General features: G+C 70.7%; 23 protein-coding genes. 3 read left to right on the plus strand and 20 right to left on the minus strand.

Annotated features, from left to right (window positions below):
• The first annotated feature begins 24 nt into the window (after positions 1–24).
• On the plus strand, positions 25–183 hold the full coding sequence (locus tag H6G99_RS08655) for a hypothetical protein (RefSeq protein WP_190611061.1): 159 nt from the start codon (positions 25–27) through the stop codon (positions 181–183).
• On the opposite strand, the gene larB is transcribed toward H6G99_RS08655, so the two are convergent.
• From larB to era, 6 genes are all read right to left on the minus strand, one after another.
• Positions 184–837 (minus strand): nickel pincer cofactor biosynthesis protein LarB, encoded by a 654-nt coding sequence (gene larB / locus H6G99_RS08660; protein ID WP_502707678.1) that lies wholly within the window; start codon positions 835–837, stop codon positions 184–186.
• 44 nt (positions 838–881) lie between these two features.
• Complete coding sequence (locus tag H6G99_RS08665; RefSeq protein ID WP_353617207.1) at positions 882–1,382, minus strand: TIGR03792 family protein; 501 nt, start codon at positions 1,380–1,382, stop codon at positions 882–884.
• Entirely contained in the window at positions 1,379–1,864 is a 486-nt protein-coding gene (gene ispF, locus H6G99_RS16355) for a 2-C-methyl-D-erythritol 2,4-cyclodiphosphate synthase (RefSeq protein WP_286191071.1), read from the minus strand. The genes H6G99_RS08665 and ispF overlap by 4 nt, the downstream gene beginning before the upstream one ends.
• 66 nt (positions 1,865–1,930) lie before the next feature.
• Positions 1,931–2,626: a tRNA (guanosine(37)-N1)-methyltransferase TrmD gene (gene trmD, locus H6G99_RS16360; RefSeq protein WP_094585464.1), complete on the minus strand. Its 696-nt coding sequence runs from the start codon at positions 2,624–2,626 to the stop codon at positions 1,931–1,933.
• A gap of 7 nt (positions 2,627–2,633) precedes the next feature.
• Entirely contained in the window at positions 2,634–3,155 is a 522-nt protein-coding gene (locus tag H6G99_RS08675) for a phycobiliprotein lyase (protein WP_094585465.1), read from the minus strand.
• A 102-nt stretch (positions 3,156–3,257) separates the two neighbouring features.
• Positions 3,258–4,241, minus strand: coding sequence for a GTPase Era (gene era, locus H6G99_RS08680; RefSeq protein ID WP_190611064.1), 984 nt, complete (start codon positions 4,239–4,241; stop codon positions 3,258–3,260).
• A gap of 46 nt (positions 4,242–4,287) precedes the next feature.
• Between era and H6G99_RS08685 the strand changes: the two genes are divergently transcribed.
• Positions 4,288–4,863, plus strand: a complete 576-nt coding sequence (locus H6G99_RS08685) for a sll1618 family protein (protein ID WP_190611065.1) — start codon at positions 4,288–4,290, stop codon at positions 4,861–4,863.
• Positions 4,864–4,896: 33 nt separating this feature from the next.
• Here the strand turns inward: H6G99_RS08685 and H6G99_RS08690 are convergent, their stop codons facing one another.
• From H6G99_RS08690 to H6G99_RS08700, 3 genes are read right to left on the minus strand one after another with little or no spacing between them, the layout of a single operon-like run.
• Positions 4,897–5,577, minus strand: coding sequence for a hypothetical protein (locus H6G99_RS08690; protein WP_190611067.1), 681 nt, complete (start codon positions 5,575–5,577; stop codon positions 4,897–4,899).
• Positions 5,574–6,668 carry a hypothetical protein gene (locus tag H6G99_RS08695; RefSeq protein WP_190611069.1) on the minus strand — a complete coding sequence of 365 codons (1,095 nt, stop codon included), beginning with the start codon at positions 6,666–6,668 and terminating at the stop codon, positions 5,574–5,576. The genes H6G99_RS08690 and H6G99_RS08695 overlap by 4 nt, the downstream gene beginning before the upstream one ends.
• Before the next feature lie 22 nt (positions 6,669–6,690).
• Positions 6,691–7,779: an SLBB domain-containing protein gene (locus H6G99_RS08700; RefSeq protein ID WP_190611071.1), complete on the minus strand. Its 1,089-nt coding sequence runs from the start codon at positions 7,777–7,779 to the stop codon at positions 6,691–6,693.
• 498 nt (positions 7,780–8,277) lie between these two features.
• Between H6G99_RS08700 and H6G99_RS16570 the strand changes: the two genes are divergently transcribed.
• Positions 8,278–10,638, plus strand: a complete 2,361-nt coding sequence (locus tag H6G99_RS16570) for a GumC family protein (RefSeq protein WP_190611072.1) — start codon at positions 8,278–8,280, stop codon at positions 10,636–10,638.
• 48 nt (positions 10,639–10,686) lie between these two features.
• On the opposite strand, the gene H6G99_RS08710 is transcribed toward H6G99_RS16570, so the two are convergent.
• From H6G99_RS08710 to asnB, 11 genes are all read right to left on the minus strand, one after another.
• The gene (locus tag H6G99_RS08710) at positions 10,687–11,214 is read right to left on the minus strand and encodes a protein-tyrosine phosphatase family protein (RefSeq protein ID WP_190611074.1); all 528 of its coding nucleotides are present in this window, start codon (positions 11,212–11,214) and stop codon (positions 10,687–10,689) included.
• 97 nt (positions 11,215–11,311) lie between these two features.
• Entirely contained in the window at positions 11,312–11,977 is a 666-nt protein-coding gene (locus H6G99_RS08715) for a hypothetical protein (RefSeq protein WP_094585472.1), read from the minus strand.
• Complete coding sequence (locus H6G99_RS08720; protein WP_094585473.1) at positions 11,974–12,912, minus strand: exosortase/archaeosortase family protein; 939 nt, start codon at positions 12,910–12,912, stop codon at positions 11,974–11,976. The genes H6G99_RS08715 and H6G99_RS08720 overlap by 4 nt, the downstream gene beginning before the upstream one ends.
• A complete protein-coding gene (locus H6G99_RS16370; protein ID WP_286191072.1) occupies positions 12,909–13,721 on the minus strand; it encodes a polysaccharide biosynthesis protein in 813 nt (270 codons plus the stop codon). The genes H6G99_RS08720 and H6G99_RS16370 overlap by 4 nt, the downstream gene beginning before the upstream one ends.
• Positions 13,708–14,847 (minus strand): SDR family NAD(P)-dependent oxidoreductase, encoded by a 1,140-nt coding sequence (locus H6G99_RS16375; protein WP_286191073.1) that lies wholly within the window; start codon positions 14,845–14,847, stop codon positions 13,708–13,710. Before H6G99_RS16375 ends, H6G99_RS16370 begins: the two co-directional genes overlap by 14 nt.
• Before the next feature lie 329 nt (positions 14,848–15,176).
• Complete coding sequence (locus tag H6G99_RS08730) at positions 15,177–16,115, minus strand: MraY family glycosyltransferase (protein WP_190611075.1); 939 nt, start codon at positions 16,113–16,115, stop codon at positions 15,177–15,179.
• Positions 16,112–17,035: an SDR family oxidoreductase gene (locus H6G99_RS08735; protein ID WP_190611077.1), complete on the minus strand. Its 924-nt coding sequence runs from the start codon at positions 17,033–17,035 to the stop codon at positions 16,112–16,114. The genes H6G99_RS08730 and H6G99_RS08735 overlap by 4 nt, the downstream gene beginning before the upstream one ends.
• A 17-nt stretch (positions 17,036–17,052) precedes the next feature.
• Positions 17,053–17,787, minus strand: coding sequence for a YdcF family protein (locus tag H6G99_RS08740; RefSeq protein ID WP_094585477.1), 735 nt, complete (start codon positions 17,785–17,787; stop codon positions 17,053–17,055).
• Between the two features lie 28 nt (positions 17,788–17,815).
• Positions 17,816–18,694 carry a glycosyltransferase gene (locus H6G99_RS08745; RefSeq protein ID WP_190611079.1) on the minus strand — a complete coding sequence of 293 codons (879 nt, stop codon included), beginning with the start codon at positions 18,692–18,694 and terminating at the stop codon, positions 17,816–17,818.
• On the minus strand, positions 18,691–20,442 hold the full coding sequence (locus tag H6G99_RS08750; protein ID WP_190611081.1) for a carbamoyltransferase family protein: 1,752 nt from the start codon (positions 20,440–20,442) through the stop codon (positions 18,691–18,693). The genes H6G99_RS08745 and H6G99_RS08750 overlap by 4 nt, the downstream gene beginning before the upstream one ends.
• A gap of 294 nt (positions 20,443–20,736) precedes the next feature.
• Entirely contained in the window at positions 20,737–22,575 is a 1,839-nt protein-coding gene (asnB, locus tag H6G99_RS08755) for an asparagine synthase (glutamine-hydrolyzing) (RefSeq protein WP_190611083.1), read from the minus strand.
• Positions 22,576–22,577 lie beyond the last annotated feature (2 nt).

The following is a 22,577-nucleotide window of genomic DNA, read 5'->3' on the forward strand; positions in this document are numbered from 1 at the left end:
GCGCGGCAGAAGCCGCAGGCGCCGATGCCTCCCCATCGGATGAGCTGGATCAACTCCCCGGTGCTGCTTGAGGCCATCGAGCGTTACGAGCAGGGCCGGCTGCCGCGCCCCCTGGCCCTCTGGCTCCAGACCGTGCTGGAGCTGGAGGCTCCTCCGGCGGGTCCCCTGCGTCCCGGCGGCTGATCAGCCGGCCCGGTCCAGCTGCAGGATCCGCAGGGCGGCCATGGCGGCCCCGTAGCCGTTGTCGATGTTCACCACGGTGAGCCCGGGGGCACAGCTGGCCAGCATGCCCATCAGGGCCGCCTGGCCGCCGGCGCTCACCCCATAGCCCACCGCCACCGGCACCCCGATCACCGGCTGGGGCAGCAGGCCGGCCAGCACGGTGGGCAGGGCTCCCTCCATCCCGGCGCAGGCGATCAGTACCCGGGCCTGGTGCAGCCCCTCCAGCTGCCCCAGGAGCCGGTGCAGTCCGGCCACGCCCACGTCGAGCACCAGGTCGCTGGCCACCCCGTGGCAGGCCAGGGCCAGGCGCGCCTCGGCCGCCACCGTGAGGTCGCTGCTGCCGCCGCCGAGCACCGCCACCCGCCCGAGGGCCGGATCCGGCGGCGGCGGTGCGGGCCAGGTGAGGCAGCGGGCCAGCGGATGGTGGACGGGGGCTTCCCCGTCCCCGAGGGCCCCAAGGGCGTCCAAGCGCTCCTGGAGCCGCCGCTCCACCGCCGCGGCCTTCTCCGCCGAAACGCGGGTCACCAGGGCCAGCTCCCCGGCCCGGCGCATCTCCAGCATCACGGCGGCGATCTGCTCGACGCTCTTGTGCTCGCCCCAGACCGCCTCCACCATGCCGAGCCGCCCGCGGCGGCCCAGGTCGAGCCGGGCGTCCTCGCTCAACGCCCCTCCTCTTCCACCGGCGGCGTCAGAGCCACCCACTCCAGTTCGCCGGCGTGGACCAGGGGAAAGGGGTTGGCGGCCCCGGCCAGCCCCCGGGCCTCAGGATCGCGGGACAGGGCCCGCCGGGCCGCGACCTCGAACCGACCCTGCACCGCATCGATCTCGCTGGCCGGGATGGCCAGCCACTGGCGGCGGCTGCGCCAGCGGATCAGCAGCAGACCTTCCTCCCATTCCGCGTCCCAGAGCAGCTCCCGGCCCAGGAAGCCGTCCTGGCGTTGCAGCCACGGTCCCCAGCTCTCCTCCTCCGCCTGCAGCCAGGCCCCCCGGGCGTCGGCGGGCACCTTCACCCTCAGGTGCTCCACCACCGGCCCCTGGGGCTGGGCGAGGGCGGCCGGGGTGGCGGCCTGGGCCGTGGCGGGAAGGCCGACCAGCACGAGAGTGAGCAGGAAGAACGCGGCCAGCAAGGTAGCCAGCCAGCGGTTCGGTCGACGGATCACGGCCGCTGCAGCAGCGCCACCGCATGGCAGGCGATGCCCTCCTGGCGGCCCGTGGGCCCGAGTCCCTCGTTGGTGGTCGCCTTGACCCCCACCTGCTCAGGGGCCAGGCCCATGCGGCCGGCGATCGCCTCCCGCATGGCGGAGATGTGGGGCTTGAGCCGGGGCCGCTCCGCCACCACCACCGTGTCGACGTTCAGCACCAGCCAGCCCCGCTCCGCCACCAGCGCCACCACCTGCTCCAGCAGCACCAGGCTGTCGGCGCCACGCCAGCGCTCGTCCTCCGGCGGAAAGTGGGTGCCGATGTCCCCCAGGCTGAGGGCCCCCAGCAGGGCATCCATCAGGGCGTGCACGAGTACGTCGGCGTCGCTGTGGCCGTCCAGCCCCAGGCCGTCGGGGTGCTCCAGGCGCACGCCGCCCAGGATCAGGGGACGGCCGGGGACGAGCCGGTGGATGTCGTAGCCGTTGCCGATGCGCAGCTGCATGGGGGGCGGTGGGGGCGGATCCAGTGTCGCCGGTGCGGGGCGATGGCGCGCCTCAGGGGGCGTGCTTCAGGTCTCCTGCTCCGCCTGCCACTGGGCCAGCAGGTCGGCGCGGCGCTCGCGGGTGCGGGCCACCTGCTGCTCCTGGCGCCAGCGGGCGATGGCGCCGTGGTCGCCACTGCGCAGCACCTCCGGCACCGCCATGCCGCGGAACTCCGCCGGCCGGGTGTAGTGGGGGTGCTCCAGCAGCAGGCTGCTGTGGCTCTCGGCCTCGAGGCAGTCCGGCGAGCCGACGGTGCCGGGCAGCAGCCGCACCACGCCGCTGATCACCACCAGGGCCGGCAGTTCGCCGCCGGTGAGCACGAAATCGCCCAGGGACACCTCCTCGTCCGCCAGGGGCCGGATGCGCTCGTCGAAGCCCTCGTAGTGGCCGCAGAGCAGCACCAGCTGGTCGTGCTCGGAGGCCCAGCGGCGCAGGTCGCGCTGGTGCAGCGGCTGGCCCTGGGGGCTCATCAGCAGCACGCGGCGGCGCGGCAGCACCGGGATCGCCTCGAAGGCGGCGTAGACCGGCTCGGGCTTGAGCACCATGCCGGCACCGCCGCCGTAGGGCACGTCGTCCACCTTGCGGTAGCGATCGGTGGCGTGGTCGCGGGGGTTGTGGGTGTGGACCTCGGCGATGCCGGCGGCGAAGGCACGGCCGATCACCCCCAGCCCCAGCAGGGGCGTGAAGGCGTCCGGCACCAGGCTCACCACGTCGAAGCGCATGGGGAGCTCAGCCGGCGGGTCGGCTGACCCGCCGGATCTCGGAGCTGAAGCTGGCCCGGCCCGGGCGGCCGTCGGGGTGGTGCTCCACGCTGCTGCGCAGGCGCAGGTTGGCCTTGGTGAACCAGATCCGCTCCCGCACCGACGCCCCGGCCCGCTCGCTGGTCAGCTCCAGGCTCCCATCCGGCCACAGCTGCCAGTGCCCCGTGCTGGCGGCCCCGTCCGGGGCACTGCCCTGGAAGCCGCCGTCGGGACGGAACAGCAGCCGGTGGCGGCCACCGCCGGGTGGGGTGATCTCCAGCCCTCCCGGCTCGCCGCTCTGCTCAGGGGCCAGGTAGGTGACCGTCAGTTCGCCCCGCTCGGAGCTGTGCCAGCTGGCCTCGTCCGCCTCGGCCTCCCGCGCCGCCTCTGCCGCCTCCTCGAGGCTGAAGCAGCTGCGCAGGGAGAGCCAGTCGCCGGCGCAGAAGGCCAGGAACGCCGCGATCGTCTCGGGAGGGAAGGGGGCGGCGGGCGGCTCGGTCGCGCTGGTCACGGATGGGGCGGCGGGAGATCGGGGCCGGTGGGCCCCGTTTGGGATCCTCGCAAACCCCCCGCTGCAGGGGTGCGGTGTGGGGGCTGCGGAGCGCCGGCGGCCTCAGTCGCCCCGGTAGCCCAGCTCGGCCAGCCGGCCCGGATGGCTGCGCCAGTTGGGCACCACCTTGACGAACAGCTCGAGGTACACCGGACCGTCGAACACCTTCTGCATCTGCAGCCGCGCCCCCTGGCCGATCGCCTTGAGCATCTGCCCCCCCTTGCCGATCAGGATGCCCTTCTGGCTGCTGCGCTCCACCAGCACGGTGGCGAGCACGGCCGTGCGCACCTTGCCCTTCGCCTCCTCCTCCACGATCCGCTCGATCCGCACCGCCACTGAGTGGGGCACCTCCTCCCGGGTGAGGGTCAGCACCTGCTCCCGGATCAGCTCCGCCAGCAGCAGCTGTTCGGGCTGGTCGCTGACCGTGTCGGCCGGGTAGAGCAGGGGACCCGGCGGCAGGTCGGCCGCCAGGGCCTCCACCAGGGCCTGGCAGCCATCGCCGTTGAGGGCGCTGCAGGCGTGCAGGGGCCAGGTCACGGGGCGATCGCCACCCTCCGCCATCAGCTCCCGGTAGGTGGCGGCCAGATCCTCGGCGTCGGCGCCGACCCGGTCGCTCTTGTTGAGGGCCACATGCACCGGCACGCGGCTGTGGCGGAGCAGGTCGACGATGAACCCGTCCCCCCGGCCGGCCGGCTGGCTGGCATCCACCAGCAGCAGCACCACATCCACCTCGCCGATGGCACCCCGGGCGCTCTGGACGAGGCGTTCCCCCAGCAGGTGATGGGGTTTGTGGATCCCCGGGGTGTCCAGCAGGATCAGCTGGGCGGCGGGGGTGGTGAGGATGGCCCGCAGCCGGTTGCGGGTGGTCTGGGCCACGGGGGAGGTGATCGCCACCTTCTGGCCCACCAGCTGGTTGAGCAGGGTGGATTTGCCCACGTTCGGGCGTCCGATCAGGGCCACGAAGCCGGAGCGGAAGGGCGCCCCTTCGCTGCTGCCGTCGTCGGGCTGGGCATCGCCGGGGCTGGCGGTCGGGGCGCTCGGGTCCATAGCCTCAACACTGCCAGTCCGTGGGCCCCGCCGCCCGTCCGCCGCCATGACCGATGACGCCCCGCTGACCGAGACTCCCCTGAACGGGACCCCCCTGGCGCCGAGCTTCCCCCAGGCGATGGAGATCGCGGCCCAGTGGATCGGCCTCTGGGAAGCCGGGGAACTCAGCGATGAGGTGCTGGCCGATCGGGTGGGGGAGCTGGTGGCGAGCCGGGACGGGGCCCGTGGCTTTTTCGTGGTCGGCCTCACCGGCGAGGCGCCCCTGCTCGACCGGCTGCCGGAACCCCTGGTGGTCGCCCTGCGGCAGGCGGGGGCGGGGGTGGTGGATCTCACCGCGCGCAATCTGGCCATGAGCACGGCGATGGTGCTGCACCACCGGCGTTCAGGGGACCTGGAGCACCAGGCCGGCTCGGAGCGCGTCCAGCTGCGCAGCACCGAGCTGCTGCGCCAGCTGGAGCCGGTGGCCGTGAAGCAGCGCCTCGAGACCCTTCTGGCGGCCGCCGCGGAGGACGGTGCAACCGAGGCGGTGGTGGCGGAGGACAGGGCCTTCCTCGACCGCTGGGGGTACGACGCCGAACAGCGTCAAGCAATCGCCGCCGCCATCGAGGCCGTGGCTGACTGAGCCACGAACCCGGCCAACATCCTGGCCTGGGCCTCAGAACTTCAGGTAGAGCAGCGTCATGGCCTGAAGGGCGTCGAAAGTGACGCCATCGGGCAGGAAGACGTAGTTGACGTTGAACCCGAGGGTCACGTTCTGGGTGATGTTCAGATCGACGCCGCCGGTGAGCATGGCGTTCGTCTGGCCGGTGGAATAGGTGTTGGTGGCGATACCGCCCCCCAGGTAGGGGGAGACCACGGAGCGACGGAACAGATCCAGGGTGAGGGGCAACTGGAAGGAGGTCTGGCCGTTGTAGCGGCCCAGCACATCACGGTTGCCGAAGATCACACTGGGACGCAGGGAGACCGCCAGGGTTTCATTGAGTTTGTACCCGATCCGACCGGTGAACACCCCGCTGTTGGGCAGGTCACTGCCGAAATTGACGCCCCCACCGATGCCGTAGATGCCCACGTTCTCGATCGGTTTGCCCTGACGCGGCACGATCGCCAGCTCGGCGGGATCCCGGTTGGCCGGAGGCGGGAGGTAGTCGGCAGGAAGGGTGGCCGCGTCGGTGACGGGTTCCCAGCCGGCCGCCGCGGGCTCCGGGGCGATGGGGACCCAGGGAGCCGGTGGCGCCGGCAGCGACTGGGCCCGACCCGGATCGGCAGCCAGGGCCAGGGCCAGCCAGGCCAGACCGACCAGGGGGGCGCCGCCGGGGTGGAGCCGGATCCGCTTCACTGGGCCACCACGGCGCCGGCTGGACCGGCCGGGGCCGGGGTGGGGGCGGGAGCTTCCGCCACAGGGGCCACCGTGGCAGCGGCCGGGGGCGGCGGCGGGGCGATCGGGGCGCTGCTGGCCACCGGCGAGACCCGCACAGGGGCGGGGGTGGCCCTGTCCTCAGCCGGGAGCGGCTGCAGGTTCACCACCGTGGGGGTGACGGTCCCGGGGGCTTGGGCCGGCTGGCGGCTGGACCACTCCTTGATGTCCTCGATCACCGCGGGATCGTCCGGCTGGCTGAGCACATCGACGCTGCCGTCGGCCTGGATCGCAAGGGGCACCTGGGTGGGCTTGCTGACCCGGGTCGAGGGCACATGGATGACCCGGGCCTGCTGGAGCTTGGCCGTCTTGGTGGGCGTGGGGGTCGGCAGGGTGCGGATCGCCTGGCGCATCGGTTCCCTCAGGTTCTGGGGAATGGGAGCCATCGGATCGCCGCTGCTGGCCCAGCGGGCCCGCTCCGCCCGGGCCACGGTCGGCATGGCGGGCAGGCCCAGGTCCTGGATGGTGAGCACACCACCGAGGAGCTCGGAATTCGAGAAGTTGCGCTGCAGCAGGGTCTGGGCGCTGCCCAGGCCGGTGGTGCCGAGGGGAGGCCCATCGATGCGGAAGGAGGCCGGGCGGGACGGGGCCTTGGCCACCGGGGACGGGGCGGCGCTCCGGAGGGCGACCGCCGGACGGCGACCGGCATCGGGCCGCCGGGCGCCCGAAGCAGAAGACGTGGAGGGGCCGCTGAGATCGAGGCTGCGTGCGAGGGGGGCATCCAGCAGCGAACCGATCTTTTCGGAGGCCGAACTCAGCACATGGCCGGTGGTGGTGCCCAGGTCGTCGAGGGGCGAGGAGGTGTCGGGCGCTGGGGTGGTGGCCGGTGCTTCCGGCGCTGAGGCGATCGCTTCGTCCGTCCCCTTCGGATCAGCCGGCTGGGGGATGGTCATGTCCTTGACCCGCGACTGCCAGCGGTCGTGGGCATCGATGGCCAGCAGCGGCAGCCAGATGGACTGGCTCAGCAGGGCCCAGGCGATGGCTTTGGGGCTGATGGTGGGTTCGCGGTACATGGGAGGGCTCGAGAAGCGGTTGTCAGCGGAAGTTGTTGTTGTTTCTGTTGCCGTTGAATGTATCTCGGAAGAAATAATAGGAGCTGGCGGCCTGACTGAGGGGAACGATGACCTGATTGATGACGTCGAGGGCCTCGGCGTAGAAGGTGCGATTGACGATAATCGTGTCCCTGTCCCGGAGCGGGGGATTCAGCCCCTTGGAGACGCCGATCCCATCCCGGTAGCTGTAGACCTCCCGGGTGGTGGTGCCGTTGCGGTTGAGGCGGACGAGCTCGATGTCGTTCTTGTTGGCCCGCCAGTTCTCCGCACCACCGGCCCGGAAGATGGCCTCGGCCAGGGGGGTGTTGGCGGGAAGGCTGAGGTTGCCGGGGCTGCGGACCTCGCCGATCACCGAGACATTGATGGTGGCCGGGGCCAGGTTGGTGGCGCCGATCTGGAGGATTTCCTCGGGGATCAGATCCTCCGTGCGGGCGACCACGATCGTGTCGCCGTCGAACAGGATCGGGTTCTGCCGCTGGTTGCCGACCTGGAAGACCTGGGCCAGGTCCAGAACGGTCTGCTTCTGACTGCCGTCGGGCCCGGCCAGACGCCGCAGCAGCACCTTGCGGATGTCGGCGTTCAGGGTGACGCCGCCGGCGGTCTGGATCGCGGAAACTGGTGTGGAGAAGGAGGCCAGGGGGTAGAGGCCAGGACGGCCCACCTCGCCGATGATGGTCACCTTCACGGGGCGGGGCGAAACGAGGCTGAGGATCAGCTCAGGCCGCACCAGCTGCTTCGCGTAGAGCGAGGTGAGCCAGCGGGTGGCCTGGCCGATGGTCAGGCCGGTGAGCTGCACCGATCCCAGCAGCGACAGGGTCGAAGTGCCGTCGGGAAGGATGGAGACCGCACCGCCGATGGCGGAGGCGGAAGGGTCGGTGAAGGTGAGTTGCAGACCATCCCCGGGGCCGAGGACGTAAAGATCGTTGTAGACCTCCGTGACCGTGAGGGGCAGAGGGGCCGAGGAGGCGGGGCCAGCCAGGGGAGCGGCGCTCATGGCCGCGGCACCGCGCCAGGGGGAATGGGGCGCCACCCCCTGGGGCACCGAGGCCTTCAGGCCTGTCGGAGCCACCATCGCACCGACCAGACCCAGTGCGCCGAGGGAGGAAAGACGCCGCCGGATCGTGGGGCGAAGGCTCCTGCCACGGGAGGTTCCGTCAGATGCTGCAGATCCCTGACCTGCGGCAGATTCCCGGCGTGCCGACTGGCCTGCAGATCCCTGGCGTACAGATGTTCTGGGAGGAGAAGCCACCGAAGGACATTAATCGGATTACCACCATAGACGCCCGAGTCAAGGGGGCATTCTTTGCTGGTTGCCATTATCATCGGCTCAACTTTCCCTGCGGTTCATAACGTGACAACGACGGGTGTTCCTCCTGAGACCTTTCCGGGTGGAACCGCGCGCCCGCTGTCCCTTCCCGCCGCGGGTGGTCCGGGTCCAGGCGCTTTCGATCCGTCGCAGCAGAGCCCCCTCAGCCCCATCGGCGAGGGCCAGTCCGGCGGCGGCGGCCTGGGGGGCCTCGTACGGACGGTCAAGCGCCGTCAGTCCATCTTTCTGATCACCTTCGCGGTGGTGACCGGCGTTCTGGCGATCAACACGCTGCGTCAGCGCATCTTCTCCCCCGTCTACCAGGGGGGGTTCCAGATGCAGATCAGCAACCCCTTCGACAACCCTGGCGGCGGCGGCGGCGGCGGTTCCGTTGAGACGATCGCCCGCAGCGAGATCAAGACCGATGTGCCCAGTCTCATCGTTCTGATGCGCAGCCCCCTGCTGCTCGGGCCGGTCGCCCAGCGTCAGGGCGTGCCGCTCCGGGCCCTGGAGAGCAACCTTTCCATCAACCAGGAGTCGGCCCGGGTCGACAACGTCCTCAACGTGTCGCTGCGCTGGCCCGATCCAGCCAAGGGCAAGGCCATCCTGCGGCAGCTCGCCAAGGATTACACCGCCTTCTCCCTGACCCAGCGCCAGGCGGCGGTCAACTCCGGCGTCCGCTTCCTCGACGAGCAGGCCCCCGCGATCGAGGAACGGGTCACCAAGCTCTCCCAGGAGATGCTCAGGTTCCGGGAACGCAACAATTTCGTTGACCCGGCCACGGCGGCCAGCCAGATCCTCGGGGCCCGCGAAGGTCTGGTCAACCAGCTGCGCACCCTTCAGAACGAGCAGGTGCAGCTCGACAGCCAGCTGAAATCGATCCAGACCGGCAAGCTGCAGTTCACCCCCAGCGGTGCCCCCACCGCCCTTGAGCAGCTGGGTCGGAACAGCGTTCTGGTGCCGGGCAGGGGGGGATCTTCCGGAGCCGAGGCTGCCAGCGGCACCAAGACGCCCCTTGACCTCCTCAACCAGTTTGAACAGGAACTGGCCACCGCCAAGGGCACGTTCAAGGACAACTCTCCGATCGTTCAGTCCCTGATCGCCCGCCGCAACCAGTTGCTCCCCGTTGTGCAGCGGCAGGCTGCCGACGCCGTCAAGGCCCGGCTGCTTTCCAACGTGGCCCAGCAGGATGAGATCAACCGTCAGATCCTTCTGCTGAGCGAGAACTTCCGGAACAATCCCCAGAAGATGTCGGAGTTCGAGAACATCAACCAGCGGCTCTCGATCGCCAGGGAGCAGTACTCCTCCTACATCCAGGCCAGGGAGCGTTACCGGCTCGAGATGGCCCGTTCCATTTCCCCCTGGGAAGTGATCGGACCTCCCGATTTCGGCGGCAGTCCGGTGGAGCCCAACATCCAGCGCAACCTGCTGAGGGCGATCATGATCGGTCTCTTGGCCGGTCTCGGCGCCGCCATCCTCCGCGAGCGGACCGACAACGTCTTCCACACCCCCATGGAGGTGGAGAAGGACCTGCAGCTGCCGGTTCTGGGTCTGATCCCCTACCTGCCCCTCGAGCCCGGTGTCGACATCGCCACCAGCATCTCCAAGATGTCCTCGAGCGAGCGCTTCGCCATCAAGGAGTCGCTGCGCAGCCTGTTCACCACCTTCCGACTGCTCCGCGCCGACAGCAGCATCCGCATGGTGGGCATCACCTCCTCCACCCAGGGGGAAGGCAAGTCCACCGCGGTCGCGGTGTTTTCCCGCACCCTGGCCGACCTCGGCCTCAAGGTGCTCGTCATCGACTCCGACATGCGGCTGCCGATGCAGGCCCGCTACCTGGGTGTGGAGCAGGGCGACGGCCTCTCCACCCTGCTCTCGGATTCAACGCGCAAACCGACGGATTTCATCCACTCCATCGCCGAGAACATGGACGTGCTTCCGGCCGGCCCGAAGCCGCCCGATCCGGCCAAGCTGCTCAACTCAACCCGCTGCAAGGAAGTCATGGACGAGATCCGTGCCCTTCCCGGCTACGACATCATCGTCGTGGATGCGCCTCCCTGCCTGATGCTGGCCGATCCGATCCTGCTGGGAGAGAAGCTCGACGGCATCCTCTTCCTGGTCGGCCTCGGCAAGGTGAGTCGTGAGCTGGCTCCCCAGGCCAGCCGCCGCATCCGGGCCTCCGGGGTGGATGTGCTCGGCATCATCTGCAACCAGGTCAATTTCCCCAGCCGCCTCAACGATTACGGCTACGAATACGGCTACTACTACCACTACGCCTACGCGTCGGCGTCGGGTTACGCCAAGAGCGCCAGCGAACCTTCCACCGGTGGATTCGGCAGTTATGTGCAGCGCTATCGCGACAGCTACATGAAGGGTGCCGCGACCAATTCCTACATCTCCGCCCGCTACAACGAGGGCGAATCCGACGTCAAGACCTACTACCGCGAGGACGAGGATCAGGGGTCTGCGCCCGTCGCCTCCAATGGCGGCCTCGGACCCAGCGCCGGCTCCTCCAGTTCCCTGCCTCCCGCCGAGAGGGTTTCCTCCCGTCGCCACCGTCCCTCCAGTGATGGTGGTGGCGGCCCGATGGTCTGGCTGCGCAAGCGCTTCGGGAACAGGGGCTGAGGGTTCGGTTCGTTTCAGCTCAGGGTTCGCTGCAGGTGAGGGCCCGTTTCAGGGGCCCTTCCCCCCGCCAAGGAGGGGCTCCACCGGCCCCGTCTCCAAACCGTCACCCATGGCTGGGCGGGCGCAGAGCAGCATTTCGAGCATCACCAGGTGGTCATAGATGGGCATGGCCATCGGGTGGCAGCGACGCACCCAGGCCAGGGCCGCCAGCGGATCGATGCCGCGCAGTCGGGCCGTCAGGCCAACCGCCAGAAGGGGGGAGCGTTCGTACCCCGCCATGCAGTGCAGATAGATGGGAGCGGCCTGGTTCACCAGCGCTTCCGCCCTCGCCAGGGCCAGGGCCAGTCGCTCCTGGCGCAGCGGCTCCTGCTGCCTGTGGTCGGGCAGGGAGACCCGGTCGCTGCTCCAGCCGGGGGGAACGATCAGGGCGCTTTCCTCCTCCGGATAGCAGCAGCTGAAGCGGCTGCGGATCCCGGCCTCCTCCAGCTGTTGCCAATGCCTGGCCGTGCGCGGCATGGGACCGATCGCCAGCTGACCGTTGAGCACCCAGCTGCAGGGCAGGGAGCGGTCGGGCATCGGCGGCAGGGGCCGGTCCTGCCTCAGGCTATGGAGAAACTGCCGCAGGGGGCCCATCATCGGCGTGCCCTCGACGGGTGGCGCTTGTCGGTTGCGCTCACGTCCGGGTTCGCAGCACCGGCTCCACCAGGGCCAGCACCTGCTGCCAGAGGCGGTCGGAAGGGGGCTTTCCCTTGGGCCCACGCAGGCTGATCAGGGTGCAGGCATAGGTGCGATGGGGCTGGAGCCCGATCACCTTCTCGATGGCGGACTCCCTCCCGACCGCCAGACGATCGGCGAGGGTGGTGAGCTGTTCACGGGTGACCCCGAAGGGCTTCTCCGGGCCAGGGCCTGACATCAGGCAGGTCTGGAGGGTGGGGCGGTCCTTGGTCAGTCCCCTTGCCGTCGGGACCGGGCTGCCGATCAGGCGGCGCTGGATGAGATTCAGGCTGGCCTGGTCCCGCCCGATGACACTGGTCTGGAAGTTGAAACGCTGGCGCACCGTGCCGCCCATCAGGGTCAGCTCGAACCCCTCCTGCAGGGGCAGGACGACCGGCGCCGTGGTGGAAAGTTCGTAGCTGCGCTTCGCCGGCCAGGGGGGGGCGAGGCTGGGGGCCGTCTCCGGCAGCAGCTGGGCCCCGCGCAGCGCCGCTTCCAGCTGCTCAGCCGGCAGGGCACGCGGTGCCGCGGGCCAGCGCGGCAGCAGGATCGCCTGGGTCGCCAGAAGGGCCGCAGCGACGGCGAAGGTGCCGTACCAGCGGACCAGAAGGGGAGGGGTGATCACGCTCCTTCCCCCGGTTGCGGCGGGGCGGGCAGGGGGGGAAGTTCCCGCTCGAGCAGCCGCATGTAGACCATGCCGAAGATCATCACCGCCACTCCGGAAAAGACCAGGGAGCCGGTGCTCTCGTGGAAGAAATCGAACAGCCAGCTGCCCTTGCCTTGGCCGTTGCCCGCGAACACCGCCAGCAGGGCGATGCGGAAGGTGTTGCAGACCAGGCCGATCACCGGCGCCATCAGCAGCACCACGGCACGGCTGGTCCAGGAGCGGATCGGAAAGGCCAGCAGGAAGATGACGCCCACGCACAGGATCTGGGCCATCAGGTCCACCCCGTTGCAGGGGCCGAGCACCCGTACGCCGCCGCCTGGCAGCAGCACGCTGCGAGCGTTCACCGTGACGTCGAGTCCGAGCACGCTCAGCCAGAGACCGGAGAGGCTCGCGGTGAGCAGGCTGATGGGGGCTTCCGGCAGGGTCCGCATCAGCAGGGCGAAGCTTGGAAGCAGCATCAGGCAGAGCAGCGGATCGCGGAAACGGCCCAGGCTGGCCGGTTTCTCCGCCATCAGACCCAGGCTGAGGCCGCCGATCGGCGCCAGGGCGAACAGCAGACCGTCCCAGTGGAGGATCAGCGCCGAGCGGGCCAGGACCCAGACCAGCAGCAGGCTGCCGATGACCAGTCCCCAGGCGCCTGGCCTGGGCCGGAGGTCCTCGAACTGGTCCTCCATGCAGATCACCGCCCCCCCCCACACCAGCACCGCGAACACGGTGATGTGCTCGCTCTGGCTGCTCTGGAAGACGGCGATGTTCTGGACCGCCACCGCAGCGGCCAGGGCCAGCCAGAGGTTGCGGGGCGTGGGCGGGGGAACGGCCGGGATCGCGGCCCGCCAGCCCGGAGGAATCCTCTGAAGGAGGCCGCTGAAGAGTCGCTCGATGGTGTTGCTCATCGGGCCAGGGCGTCGAGCAGAGGGGAGGCCGGGAGACCCTCTTCAGGATCGTATTCCGGGACCAGGCGCCGCAGCAGCTGGCTCGAGGCGGCTTCGTCCCACTGGGCGAGCGCCTCATGCAGCTGCTGGATCAGGGGCCCCAGCTGTTCGCTGTCCCGATGGGGTTCGGTGGCCCTGCGGATCAGCGGGTGCTGGGTGGGCTGGTCGGCGGCGCTGATCAGGAGCTCCTCGTAGAGCTTTTCCCCCGGCCGCAGGCCGGTGTACTGGATGGCGATGTCCCCGTCGCTGTTGTGCTCGTCGCGCACCCGCAGCCCGGACAGCTCGATCATCTGGCGGGCCAGGTCGGCGATCCGGACCGGTTCGCCCATGTCGAGCAGGAAGAGATCGCCGCCCATGGCCATGCCGGTGGCCTGCAGCACCAGCTGGACGGCCTCCGGGATGGTCATGAAGTAGCGGGTGATGGCCGGATGGGTGACGGTGACCGGCCCACCTCTGGAGATCTGCTGATGGAACAGGGGGATCACCGAGCCGGAGGAGCCCAGCACGTTGCCGAACCGGACCATCGAGAGGATCGGGCCACCTTCCTCGATCTCGGCAGCAGCGGCCTGGATCAGCAGTTCGCAGATGCGCTTGCTCGCTCCCATGACATTGGTGGGGCGAACGGCCTTGTCGGTGGAGATCAGGGTGAGCCGGCTCACGCCCGAGGCCCGGGTGGCGGCGATCACGGCCTCGGTGGCGCCGATGTTGTTAGCGATGCCGGCGCAGAGGTTGGCCTCAACGAGGGGAACGTGCTTGTTAGGCGGCGGCATGGAAGATCGTGTCGACCCGGTGCTGACGGCAGATCAGGGTGAGGCGGGCCGCGTCACAGGCATCGCCGAGGACGGCATGGAGCTCGACGCCGCAGGGTTTGGAGCCCAGCTCCCGCTCGATGGCGTAGAGGGCGAATTCGTTGCGCTCGACCAGCAGCAGCCTGGCGGCGCCCAGGCCCACGACCTGGCGGCACAGCTCGCTGCCGATCGAGCCACCGGCGCCCGTCACCAGCACCACCTTCCCCTCGACGCCGGCCTTGAGCAGCACCGGGTCGGGGTTGGAGGGTTCGCGGCCAAGAAGATCCTCGATCGCCACCGGCTGCAGGTCGGAGACGATCCTCTGGCCGGTGGCCATCTGGGCCAGCGAGGGGACCGAAAGCACTTCCAGGCCCCGGTGGGTGAGCTGATCCACCAGCAGGCGTTTGCGCCGCCGCGACATGGTGGGCATCGCCAGCAGGACCTTTCGGACGCCGTGACGCTCGATCAGACGGGGCAGCCGCAGGGGCGAGTGGATGGCCATGTTCTGGAGGGTCCGGCCCTGCAGGCCCTCATCGTCATCAAGGAAGCCGACGATGCGGAAGCGGGGGTCGTTGCGCAGGGCCAGCAGCAGACCCATGCCGGAGGCGCCGGCGCCGTAGATGAGGGTGCCATCACCCTGGGAGCCGCCGGGGGAGTGGTTCTCCCGTTGATCGAGGTGATGGACCAGGACGTCACGCAGCACGATGCGGCTGGCGATGGCCCCGCCGGTGAACAGCAGCCAGTAGAGAATCCAGAAGGATCTTGGTGGCTGGGCACCGCCGATCAGGGTGCTGCTCAACAGCAGGATCAGCACCATCGCGCCGGAGCGGGGCACCAGCCCGTAGAGGGAGTGGCTGCCGGCGTAGCGGGTGAGCCCCCGATACCAGCCCGAGACCACCAGGACGGGCAGGCCGGTGATGACGGCCAGGGGCAGCAGCAGGATCGTGGAGGGCATGAAGCCCTTCAGGGTGGTGGCGTCCGGCAGACGCAGGATGAAGGCGCCGAGATAGGAGGCGACGATCATCAGACCATCGAAGACCACAAGCAGCAGCCGGCGGGCCAGCAGCTGCTTCTGCACGTAACGAAGAAATGAGAGCTGGGGAATCAATCGTTCAGTTCGGCGGTGATCGACGAATCAGGAAATGCAGTGGGGATGCAGTGGGAATGCAACGGTGAAAAAAAGCTGCGGCGAGGAGAAGGAAGCGACGTCTGAATGGCTGCCCACCAGTGTTGACTTACCTCGATGACTTGCCCGTGCAACGCTTCCGCTCAAGCGAACAGGAGGCCAGCAGATGCATGAGAGGAGTGATTGGCGCCGACTGGACGGATCAAGGCTAGGCAATCACATGGAGATCGTCATTCTCACACACCAATAGTGTGATGTCGGAATGGATCATGGCCGTGGCAATACCTGCACCCTTTGACGTTACTGCCCATTCAGGGGGAGAAGGGGACGGCCTGGTGCCGATCGAGCCACAGGCCCAGAGCCAGCTCCAGCAGCAGCAGGCCGAGCTCCAGGGGCAGGCCCTGGAGGAGCAGGGCGGCCCCTAGCAGGGCGGTGGCGCCGATGTAGAGCAGGGCCACCCGGGCATGGGGCCAGCCGGCCTGATGCAGGCGCTGATAGAGGTGCAGACGGTGGGCCTGGAAGATGGGTTGGCCCGCGGCCAGCCGGCGCAGGACGCAGAGGCAGGCATCCCCCAGCAGCGGGAAGCCCGCCAGCAACAGGCCCAGGGCCAGGGCGGGCGTGGCCTGCTGCAGCACCATCCCGGCGATGACCGCCCCGAGGAAGGTGCTGCCCACATCCCCCATGAACACCTTTGCCGGGCTCCAGTTCCAGGCCAGGAAGCTCAGCAGGGCTCCGATCAGCGGCACCAGGGCGTGGCCGCCATCGGGGGCCATGGCCAGGAAGGCCACGATCAGCAGCACCGCGGCGCAGCAGGCGACGAGGCCGTCGAGCCCGTCGCTGAAGTTGACGAAGTTGATCACCGCCGTGGCCGCGAACACCGCCACCGGCACCAGCCACCAGGGCAGGGCCAGGGGTGAGATCGCCACCAGCGCCAGGGCCGTGGCGATCTGCACGCCGTAGCGCCAGGCGGCCGGCAGATCGAGGCGGTCGTCCAGCAGGCCCACCAGGGCCAGCGGCAGACAGATCAGGGGAACCCAGGCCGGCCAGCCCTCCCCGGCGAACGGAGCCAGTCCGCTGCCAACGAGCACGAAGGCCAGCCCCCCGCCCCTGGGGGTGGGTCGCTGATGGGAGCTGCGGGCGTTGGGCTGATCCACCAGCCGGCGCCGCAGCAGGGGCAGGAGCCGGTGCAGCAGCAGCGCGCCGAGGCCGGCGCCCAGCAGCAGGAAGGCCAGGCCGTGCAGGGGGGTCATGGCACCAGCGGCAGCACGGGAAAGGGTTCGGGGGATCCCCCGAGAAGGTGGTGGGCCGGCGTGAAGCCGGCCAGGTCGGCGCCCATGCGCAGCACCGCCTCAAAGCGCTTTGGGGAGAGCAGCAGCAGCGGCGAGGCGAGGGACAGGAACAGGCGCGGCGGCAACGCCAGCAGGCGGCAGCGGCGGGCCCGATCCCCCCGGTCGGTCGCGTCCTGCAGGCGCCGGAGCATGGCCGCGTAGCTCAGGGTGTCGTCGCCGCCGAGGGGGAGGTGCACCGGCTGGGACGGGTCGAAGCCGTCCTCGGCCAGGCGGTCGGCCAGGTGCAGGGCCACGGCGGCCAGCTGGCGGCAGTGGATGGGCTGGCGCAGGCCTCCCTGGCCGGGCAGGGGCAGCAGGGGCAGGCGGCGCAGCAGCTGGCGCAGCCGGCTGAGGTTGCGATCACCCAGGGGGCCGGCCTGGCCGTAGATGAGGGTGGGGGCCAGGATCCGCAGGGGGCGGGCGTGGGCGGCGCACGTCCGGCTCAGCGACTCCTCCGCCTGCCGCAGCCGCTGCACCAGATCGCGGTCGAAGCGATTGGCGGCGAATCGCTTGGTGATCACCGAGGAGGAGGAGCAGGCGATCACCCCCTGCAGCCGGCCGAAGCCGGCCGGGTCGCGGCCGGCGAACCGCTCCAGCCAGGGGGCGAACGACCAGATCGGGGCAAAGCTGACCAGCAGCCCCGCCGGCACCTCAGCCCAAGCGCCGGTGTCCTCGAGGTCGCAGCGCAGGAACGGCGGTGCCTCGCCACCGCCGCTGCCGCCGCTGGCCGGGGGCAGCGGCGGCCGGCGCCCCGCCACCACCAGCTCCCGCCCTGCCGCCAGAGCGATCAGGGCCTGGCCGCTCGGGCTGGTGGCCCCGAAGAGCGTGATCGGCGCAGGCATGGGGGGGACCAAGGGGATCAGACGCAGTCGTTGCCGTCGAGGCGGCCATCCCATCCGGTGAGGCGCCAGAGGGAGGCGCGCAGCTGGTCGCGCCGGAGGCGAAACTCGGATTCGGGCCGCAGATCACCGGTCTCGGCTTCGGAGCCGACCACCCGCCAACCGGTGCCGGCATAGACGATCCGGGCGATCGCCAGGGTGCGCTCCATGTGGGTCGGGGCGGTCACGATCGTGACCTGGCCGGGTTTCGGCCACGTCTCCAGCAGCTTGGCCAGATGGGTGACCAGGCCCACCGTGTCGCAGGCCGGCAGCAGTCGCACGATCCTGGAGGTGTCCTTTGGCCAGAGCTGGCGATCCTTCAGGTGATTGGTGGTGATGGCCTGGTACTCGGCGTTGCCCTGGAGCACCAGATAGGCGCCCGGCCGGTCCCGCCAGAGCAGCATGGCGGACTGGCTGCGCCAGGGATCCTCGATGAAGGCGGAGATGACGTCCGGGCCCGTGGCGGGGGCCTTCGGGACATTCGTGACGGCCTGCCGCGACGGCCGGGGGGAGGCGCCCCGTGTCCCCTGCCAGGCGGGAGCGAAGAACCAGGCGAGGCCGCCGGCGACACCCAGGGCCAGGACCCCCAGCCGGGTCTTCCGGTTCCACCAGAGCCGCTGCAGCAGGGAGCCCTCCCTCTGCCGCGGCTTTTTCCTGCGGACCCGTTGCCGCCGCGGTTCCCGGTCGTCCCCAGGTGGCCTCTCCTCCTCGGGCAAGGGAATCGCTGCGCAGGCCTGGCCAAGCTTATCGGTCCCGTCTGGGGGGTCTCGGCCCCTGCCCGGCCCCGGGCCGGCGACTCCAGAGGCGCCGGACGTAGCGCAGGCCGAAGGGGAGCCCCCAGAGCCACCCGAAGGACCGGCGATAGGCCAGGGTGACCTCCTGAAGCCGCCGGCCGGTCTGCTGGCCGCTGGCCCCCGCTTCCCCCATGTGGACCAGTTCCAGATCCAGGCCCCTGGCCGACAGATCCCGGCTGGTGCTGAGGCGCAGGAAGTAGTCGAGGTCGGCGGAGAGCCGGAAGGGTTCGGCGTAATGGTCGAGGCGCCGCCGGGCCCCGGGGCCGATCAGGGTGGCCTGGTGGGGGGGGGTGGACCCCAGGAACAGGCTGAGGCGGAAGGCCCTGCAGCTGGAGAAGGCGGTGCGCCGTCCCAGCCGCGTGGCCCCGTCCGGCCCCTTGCCCGCATAGCGGCCGCTGCAGACCACCAGATCCGGCGGCTGAACCCCGCGGGGCCCCCGCTGCGTCGCCTCCATGGCCTCCTCGAGCACGGTGCGGGAGGGCGCCCAGTCGTCACTGCCCCAGAACAGCAGCCAGTCCTCCGGGGGCGCTTCCCGGAAGCCCTGGTTCATGGCCCCGAAGATGCCGGGGAGCGACGGATCCTGGGGTTGCCAGCGGAAGCGGTGGTCCCGGTGGCAGAGGGCCTCCAGCCAGGCCCGGTGCTCCGCTCCGCTGGGCCCGTCGATGAACAGCACCTTCCAGTGGGGCCAGCTCTGGCGCTGCAGGGAGTTCACCAGCCGCGGCAGCAGCTGGTGGGAATCGAGGGTGGGAACGATCAGGCTGAGCCCGGTGGCGGCGCCGTCGGGCGGCGTGGTGCCGGTGGCGGGGCCGGGTGGCGGCGTGGCGCTCACCCCTGCCGGCGGATCAGCACGTCGCCGAGCACGAGCAGGTCCATGCGGGTGCGCAGGAAGCAGTCGAGGGCCTGGGCGGGGGTGCAGACGATCGGTTCGTTCTCGTTGAACGAGGTGTTGAGCACCATCGGCACGCCGGTGAGGTCGGCGAAGGCCCGGATCAGGCGGTAGTAGCGGCCGTTGTCGGCGGCATTGACGGTCTGGAGACGGCCGCTGCCGTCCACGTGGGTGACGGCCGGGATGCGGGGGCGCTGCTCCTCGCGGATCGGGTACACCTGCATCATGAAGGGGACCTCCCCGTCGAGGCTGAACCACTCGCCCACCGCCTCCGCCAGCACCGAAGGGGCGAAGGGGCGGAACGATTCCCGGCGCTTGATCTTCAGGTTGAGGATGTCCTTCATGTCGGCGCGGCGCGGGTCCCCGAGGATGGATCGGTGGCCCAGCGCCCTGGGTCCCCACTCCATGCGGCCGTCGAACCAGCCGATCACCAGCCCCTCGGCGATCGCCGCCGCCACCTGCTCGCACAGGACCCCCTCCTCCGGCCGCTCCAGGCTGCATCCGGCCTGCTCCAGGGCTGTGCGGGTGTCCGCTCTGGCCAGCAGTTCCTCCACTTCACCGGGGGCCGGCTGACTGCCCAGGTAGGCATGGCGCATCGGCGTGGAACGGGGCTGGCCCAGGCCGTGCCAGACCTCAAGGGCGGCGCCGAGGGCTCCCCCCGCATCGCCGGCGGCCGCCTGGACGTAGACGCGCCGGAAGGGGGTGGCCAGGGTCACCTTGCCGTTGGCCACCGAGTTGGCGCCGCAGCCCCCGGCGATGCAGAGCTGGTCGCTGGGGTGGTTTCGGTGCAGGGCCCGGAGGAGGTGGAAGAAGGCCTCCTCATACATCGCCTGGGCCGAGCGGGCGATGTCCATGTGGTGCTGCTCCAGCGGCTGATCCGCGCGGCGGGCGGGGCCGAGCAGGGCTTCCAGCTCCGGACTCCAGTGGCTGCCCACCACTGGGGCGCCGTTGCTCCATTGGTGCGGCAGCTTCTGGGTGGCATGGAGGAAGTAGCGCAGATCCAGGCGGTAGGTGCCGTCGTCCTGCAGCCGCACGATGCGGCGCATCGCCTCCATCCGGGTGGGCTGGCCGTAGGGCGCCAGTCCCATCACCTTGTATTCGTCGCCGTAGTTGGGGAAGCCCAGGTACTGGGTGATGGCCGTGTAGAAGGCGCCCAGGGAATGGGGGAACCAGATCTGGCCATCGAGGCTGAGCTGGTTCCCCTGGCCATACCCCCAGGCACCGCTGGCGAAGTCACCGAAGCCGTCCACCGAGATCACCGCCGCCTCCTCGAAGGGGGAGGCGAAGAAGGCCGAGGCCAGGTGGGCCCGGTGGTGCTCCACGAAGTGCAGCTGGGCCCTGATCGCCGCCCCGGGGAAGGCCTGGGCCAGCTGCTGGCCCAGATCGGCCCGTTCCCGCTTGTTGCGCCAGCGGGCGACCAGGAAGCGGGGATCGGGACGGTGCCCCAGGGTGTAGGCCACCTTGCGCCAGCGGTGGGCCCCCGGCTGGGAATTGATGGCGACGTGGTCGAGGTCGGCGGGGCCCACGCCGGCATCGGCCAGGCACCAGGCGATGGCCTCCGATGGGAACCCGGCCCAGTGCTTGATGCGGCGGAAGCGCTCCTCCTCGGCGGCGGCGACGATCACCCCATCCCGCACCAGGGCGGCGGCCGCATCGGCGTGGAAGGCATTGATGCCCAGGATGAGCGTCATGGAGCTGCGGAACCGGATGGCGGGTGGAGGACGGTCTGGAGGGGAGCGGTCCCGCAATGGGGGGTGGGCGGAACCCTGTCCGGGCCAGAGGCGCTGGGGCCGTCCCGATGGTTCCCACCACCCGGTCGGCCTCGACATCCCCGGTCGGACGGCCGGATCAAGGGATGGACCGGATCAAGGGATGGAGATGGGCAGCGGATGACACCGCGGAGACGAGGTCCGCCGGCGGCGGGATTCTAGGCGACCTTTCCGGAGCCATCCCGGCCATCGCCGCCGGCCACGCCGGGAACCGGCTCACGGGCGGGGAGCCGGCGAGAGGCTGAGGCCGAGGTGCACCTCCAGCCAGTGCTGGAGCACCATCAGGCTCCAGCGCCGGTACCAGGGCGCCAGATCGATCCCTCGGGGTGTCGAGGGCAGCCGCAGGGCCAGGGGCGAGGCCGGGTCGTCCAGCCACAGCTGGAACGGGAAGCGGAACCCCTGCTTGGGGCGGTTCAGGAACCAGTCGGGCAGTTCCGGCACGCTGCGGGCCAGCAGCTGTTTGCCCTCCGCCAGCCGCAGGGCGGCGCGGATCGGGGCCAGCCGGCGCTGCAGCTGGGCATCCACCAGGGGCAGGCGCAGCTCCAGCCCGGCGGCCATCGCCATCACGTCGCTGTCCGGCAGCAGCTGGTTGCGCAGGTAGCGGCTGCCCTCCAGCCAGGCGACCCCCTCGCGGCCCCCCGGCGCATCGCCGCCGTCGCCGCCGCCCCCGATCCCGCCGCAGGCCACTGCCGGCACCGCGGGTCCGGCGCTGAGACCCCAGTGCGCCAGCAGACGCTGGGTTTCGGCGGGGGAGAACAGGCCCCGGAAGCAGCCGTAGGCCTCCGCCAGGGAGGCGGGCGCTTCCAGGAGTCCGCTGATCCGCTGCAGTCGGGCGCCACGCCCCTGGGGCAGCCGCTGCAGCAGCCACGCCGCCGGCGGCCCGGCGGGGCCGATCAGGCTCCGCCAGCGCCGCAGTTTCGGCACCATCCGGAAGCTGGGGTAGCCACCGAACAGCTCATCCCCGCCGAGCCCGGAGAGGGCCACCTTCAGCCCGTGCTCCGTGGCCAGCCGGGCCACGCACCAGGTGTTGTACCCGTCGATGGAGGGCTGGTCCTGGCTGGCCAGGAAGGCCGGCAGCCACTGGCGGGCCTGGTCGGCCGTGAGGTTCAGGGGCGTGTGATGGGCGCCGAAGTGGGCGGCGATGCGGGCCGCCGGCCCGGATTCATCGAAGCCGCCGGCGCCCGGGGTGGCGAAGCCGATCGTGAAGGTGTGCAGGCCCCGGGGGGCGAGCGCCAGCAGGGAGGCGGAATCGAGCCCGGCGCTGAGGAACAGCCCCACCGGCACATCGCTGACCATGTGGGCAGCCACCGAATCCTCGAGGGCCGAGCGGGTGAGGGCCACCGCCTCGGCCGCCGTCATGGCGCCGGCGCCGGTGGCGCCCACAAGGCTCTCGGGCAGGGCCCCCCAGGGCTGCACCGTCAGCCGACCCTGGCGCCAGGTGGCGGCGTGGCCGCAGGGAAGGCGCTGCACCCCCGCCACCAGGGTGTCGGGCTCGCTCACCGATCCGGTGGCCAGGTAGCGCCCCAGGGCCTGGCGGTTCAGGCTCGGCGGCTGGCCGTCGGCCGCCAGCAGGGCCCGCAGCTCCGAGGCGAAGGCGAGGCTGCCCCCCGGGCCGCTGCGCAGGTAGAGGGGCTTGATGCCGTGGGGATCGCGGGCGAGCAGGGCGCTGCGCTCCCGGGTGTCGTAGAGGCAGAAGGCGAACATGCCCCGCAGCGCCCCCAGCCCGTCCAGGCCCCGGCTGACCAGCCAGGCCAGCAGCACCTCCGTGTCGCCGCTGCCCCGGAAGCGCTGCCCCTCCGCCTCGAGCCGGCGCCGCAGCTCGGCATGGTTGTAGATCTCGCCGTTGAACACCAGCTGCCAGCGGCCGCAGGCGGAGGCCATCGGCTGGTGGCCCAGGGGGGAGAGATCCAGGATCGCCAGGCGCCGGTGCACCAGGCAGGCCCCGGCGTCCTGCCAGACGCCGGCATCATCCGGGCCCCGGTGGGCGAGACGCGGGCCGACCCGGGCGGCGAAGTCGCCAGGGTCCCTGCCCAGCTGGCCCGCGATGCCGCACATCG

It is taken from the genome of Synechococcus sp. FACHB-909 (genome assembly GCF_014698945.1).
Classification (GTDB): Bacteria; Cyanobacteriota; Cyanobacteriia; order PCC-6307; family Cyanobiaceae; genus Cyanobium.

Bases quoted from the DNA above. Each gene is read 5' to 3' on its own strand.
- H6G99_RS08655 (WP_190611061.1), top strand. From the start codon at position 25: ATGCCTCCCCATCGGATGAGCTGGATCAACTCCCCGGTGCTGCTTGAG.
- larB (WP_502707678.1), bottom strand. From the start codon at position 837: ATGGTGGAGGCGGTCTGGGGCGAGCACAAGAGCGTCGAGCAGATCGCC.
- ispF (WP_286191071.1), bottom strand. From the start codon at position 1,864: ATGCAGCTGCGCATCGGCAACGGCTACGACATCCACCGGCTCGTCCCC.
- trmD (WP_094585464.1), bottom strand. From the start codon at position 2,626: ATGCGCTTCGACGTGGTGAGCCTGGTGCCGGACGCCTTCACGCCCCTG.
- era (WP_190611064.1), bottom strand. From the start codon at position 4,241: ATGGACCCGAGCGCCCCGACCGCCAGCCCCGGCGATGCCCAGCCCGAC.
- H6G99_RS08685 (WP_190611065.1), top strand. From the start codon at position 4,288: ATGACCGATGACGCCCCGCTGACCGAGACTCCCCTGAACGGGACCCCC.
- H6G99_RS08695 (WP_190611069.1), bottom strand. From the start codon at position 6,668: ATGTACCGCGAACCCACCATCAGCCCCAAAGCCATCGCCTGGGCCCTG.
- H6G99_RS08700 (WP_190611071.1), bottom strand. From the start codon at position 7,779: ATGGTGGCTCCGACAGGCCTGAAGGCCTCGGTGCCCCAGGGGGTGGCG.
- H6G99_RS08710 (WP_190611074.1), bottom strand. From the start codon at position 11,214: ATGCCCGACCGCTCCCTGCCCTGCAGCTGGGTGCTCAACGGTCAGCTG.
- H6G99_RS08720 (WP_094585473.1), bottom strand. From the start codon at position 12,912: ATGAGCAACACCATCGAGCGACTCTTCAGCGGCCTCCTTCAGAGGATT.
- H6G99_RS16370 (WP_286191072.1), bottom strand. From the start codon at position 13,721: ATGCCGCCGCCTAACAAGCACGTTCCCCTCGTTGAGGCCAACCTCTGC.
- H6G99_RS08730 (WP_190611075.1), bottom strand. From the start codon at position 16,115: ATGACCCCCCTGCACGGCCTGGCCTTCCTGCTGCTGGGCGCCGGCCTC.
- H6G99_RS08735 (WP_190611077.1), bottom strand. From the start codon at position 17,035: ATGCCTGCGCCGATCACGCTCTTCGGGGCCACCAGCCCGAGCGGCCAG.
- H6G99_RS08750 (WP_190611081.1), bottom strand. From the start codon at position 20,442: ATGACGCTCATCCTGGGCATCAATGCCTTCCACGCCGATGCGGCCGCC.
- asnB (WP_190611083.1), bottom strand. From the start codon at position 22,575: ATGTGCGGCATCGCGGGCCAGCTGGGCAGGGACCCTGGCGACTTCGCC.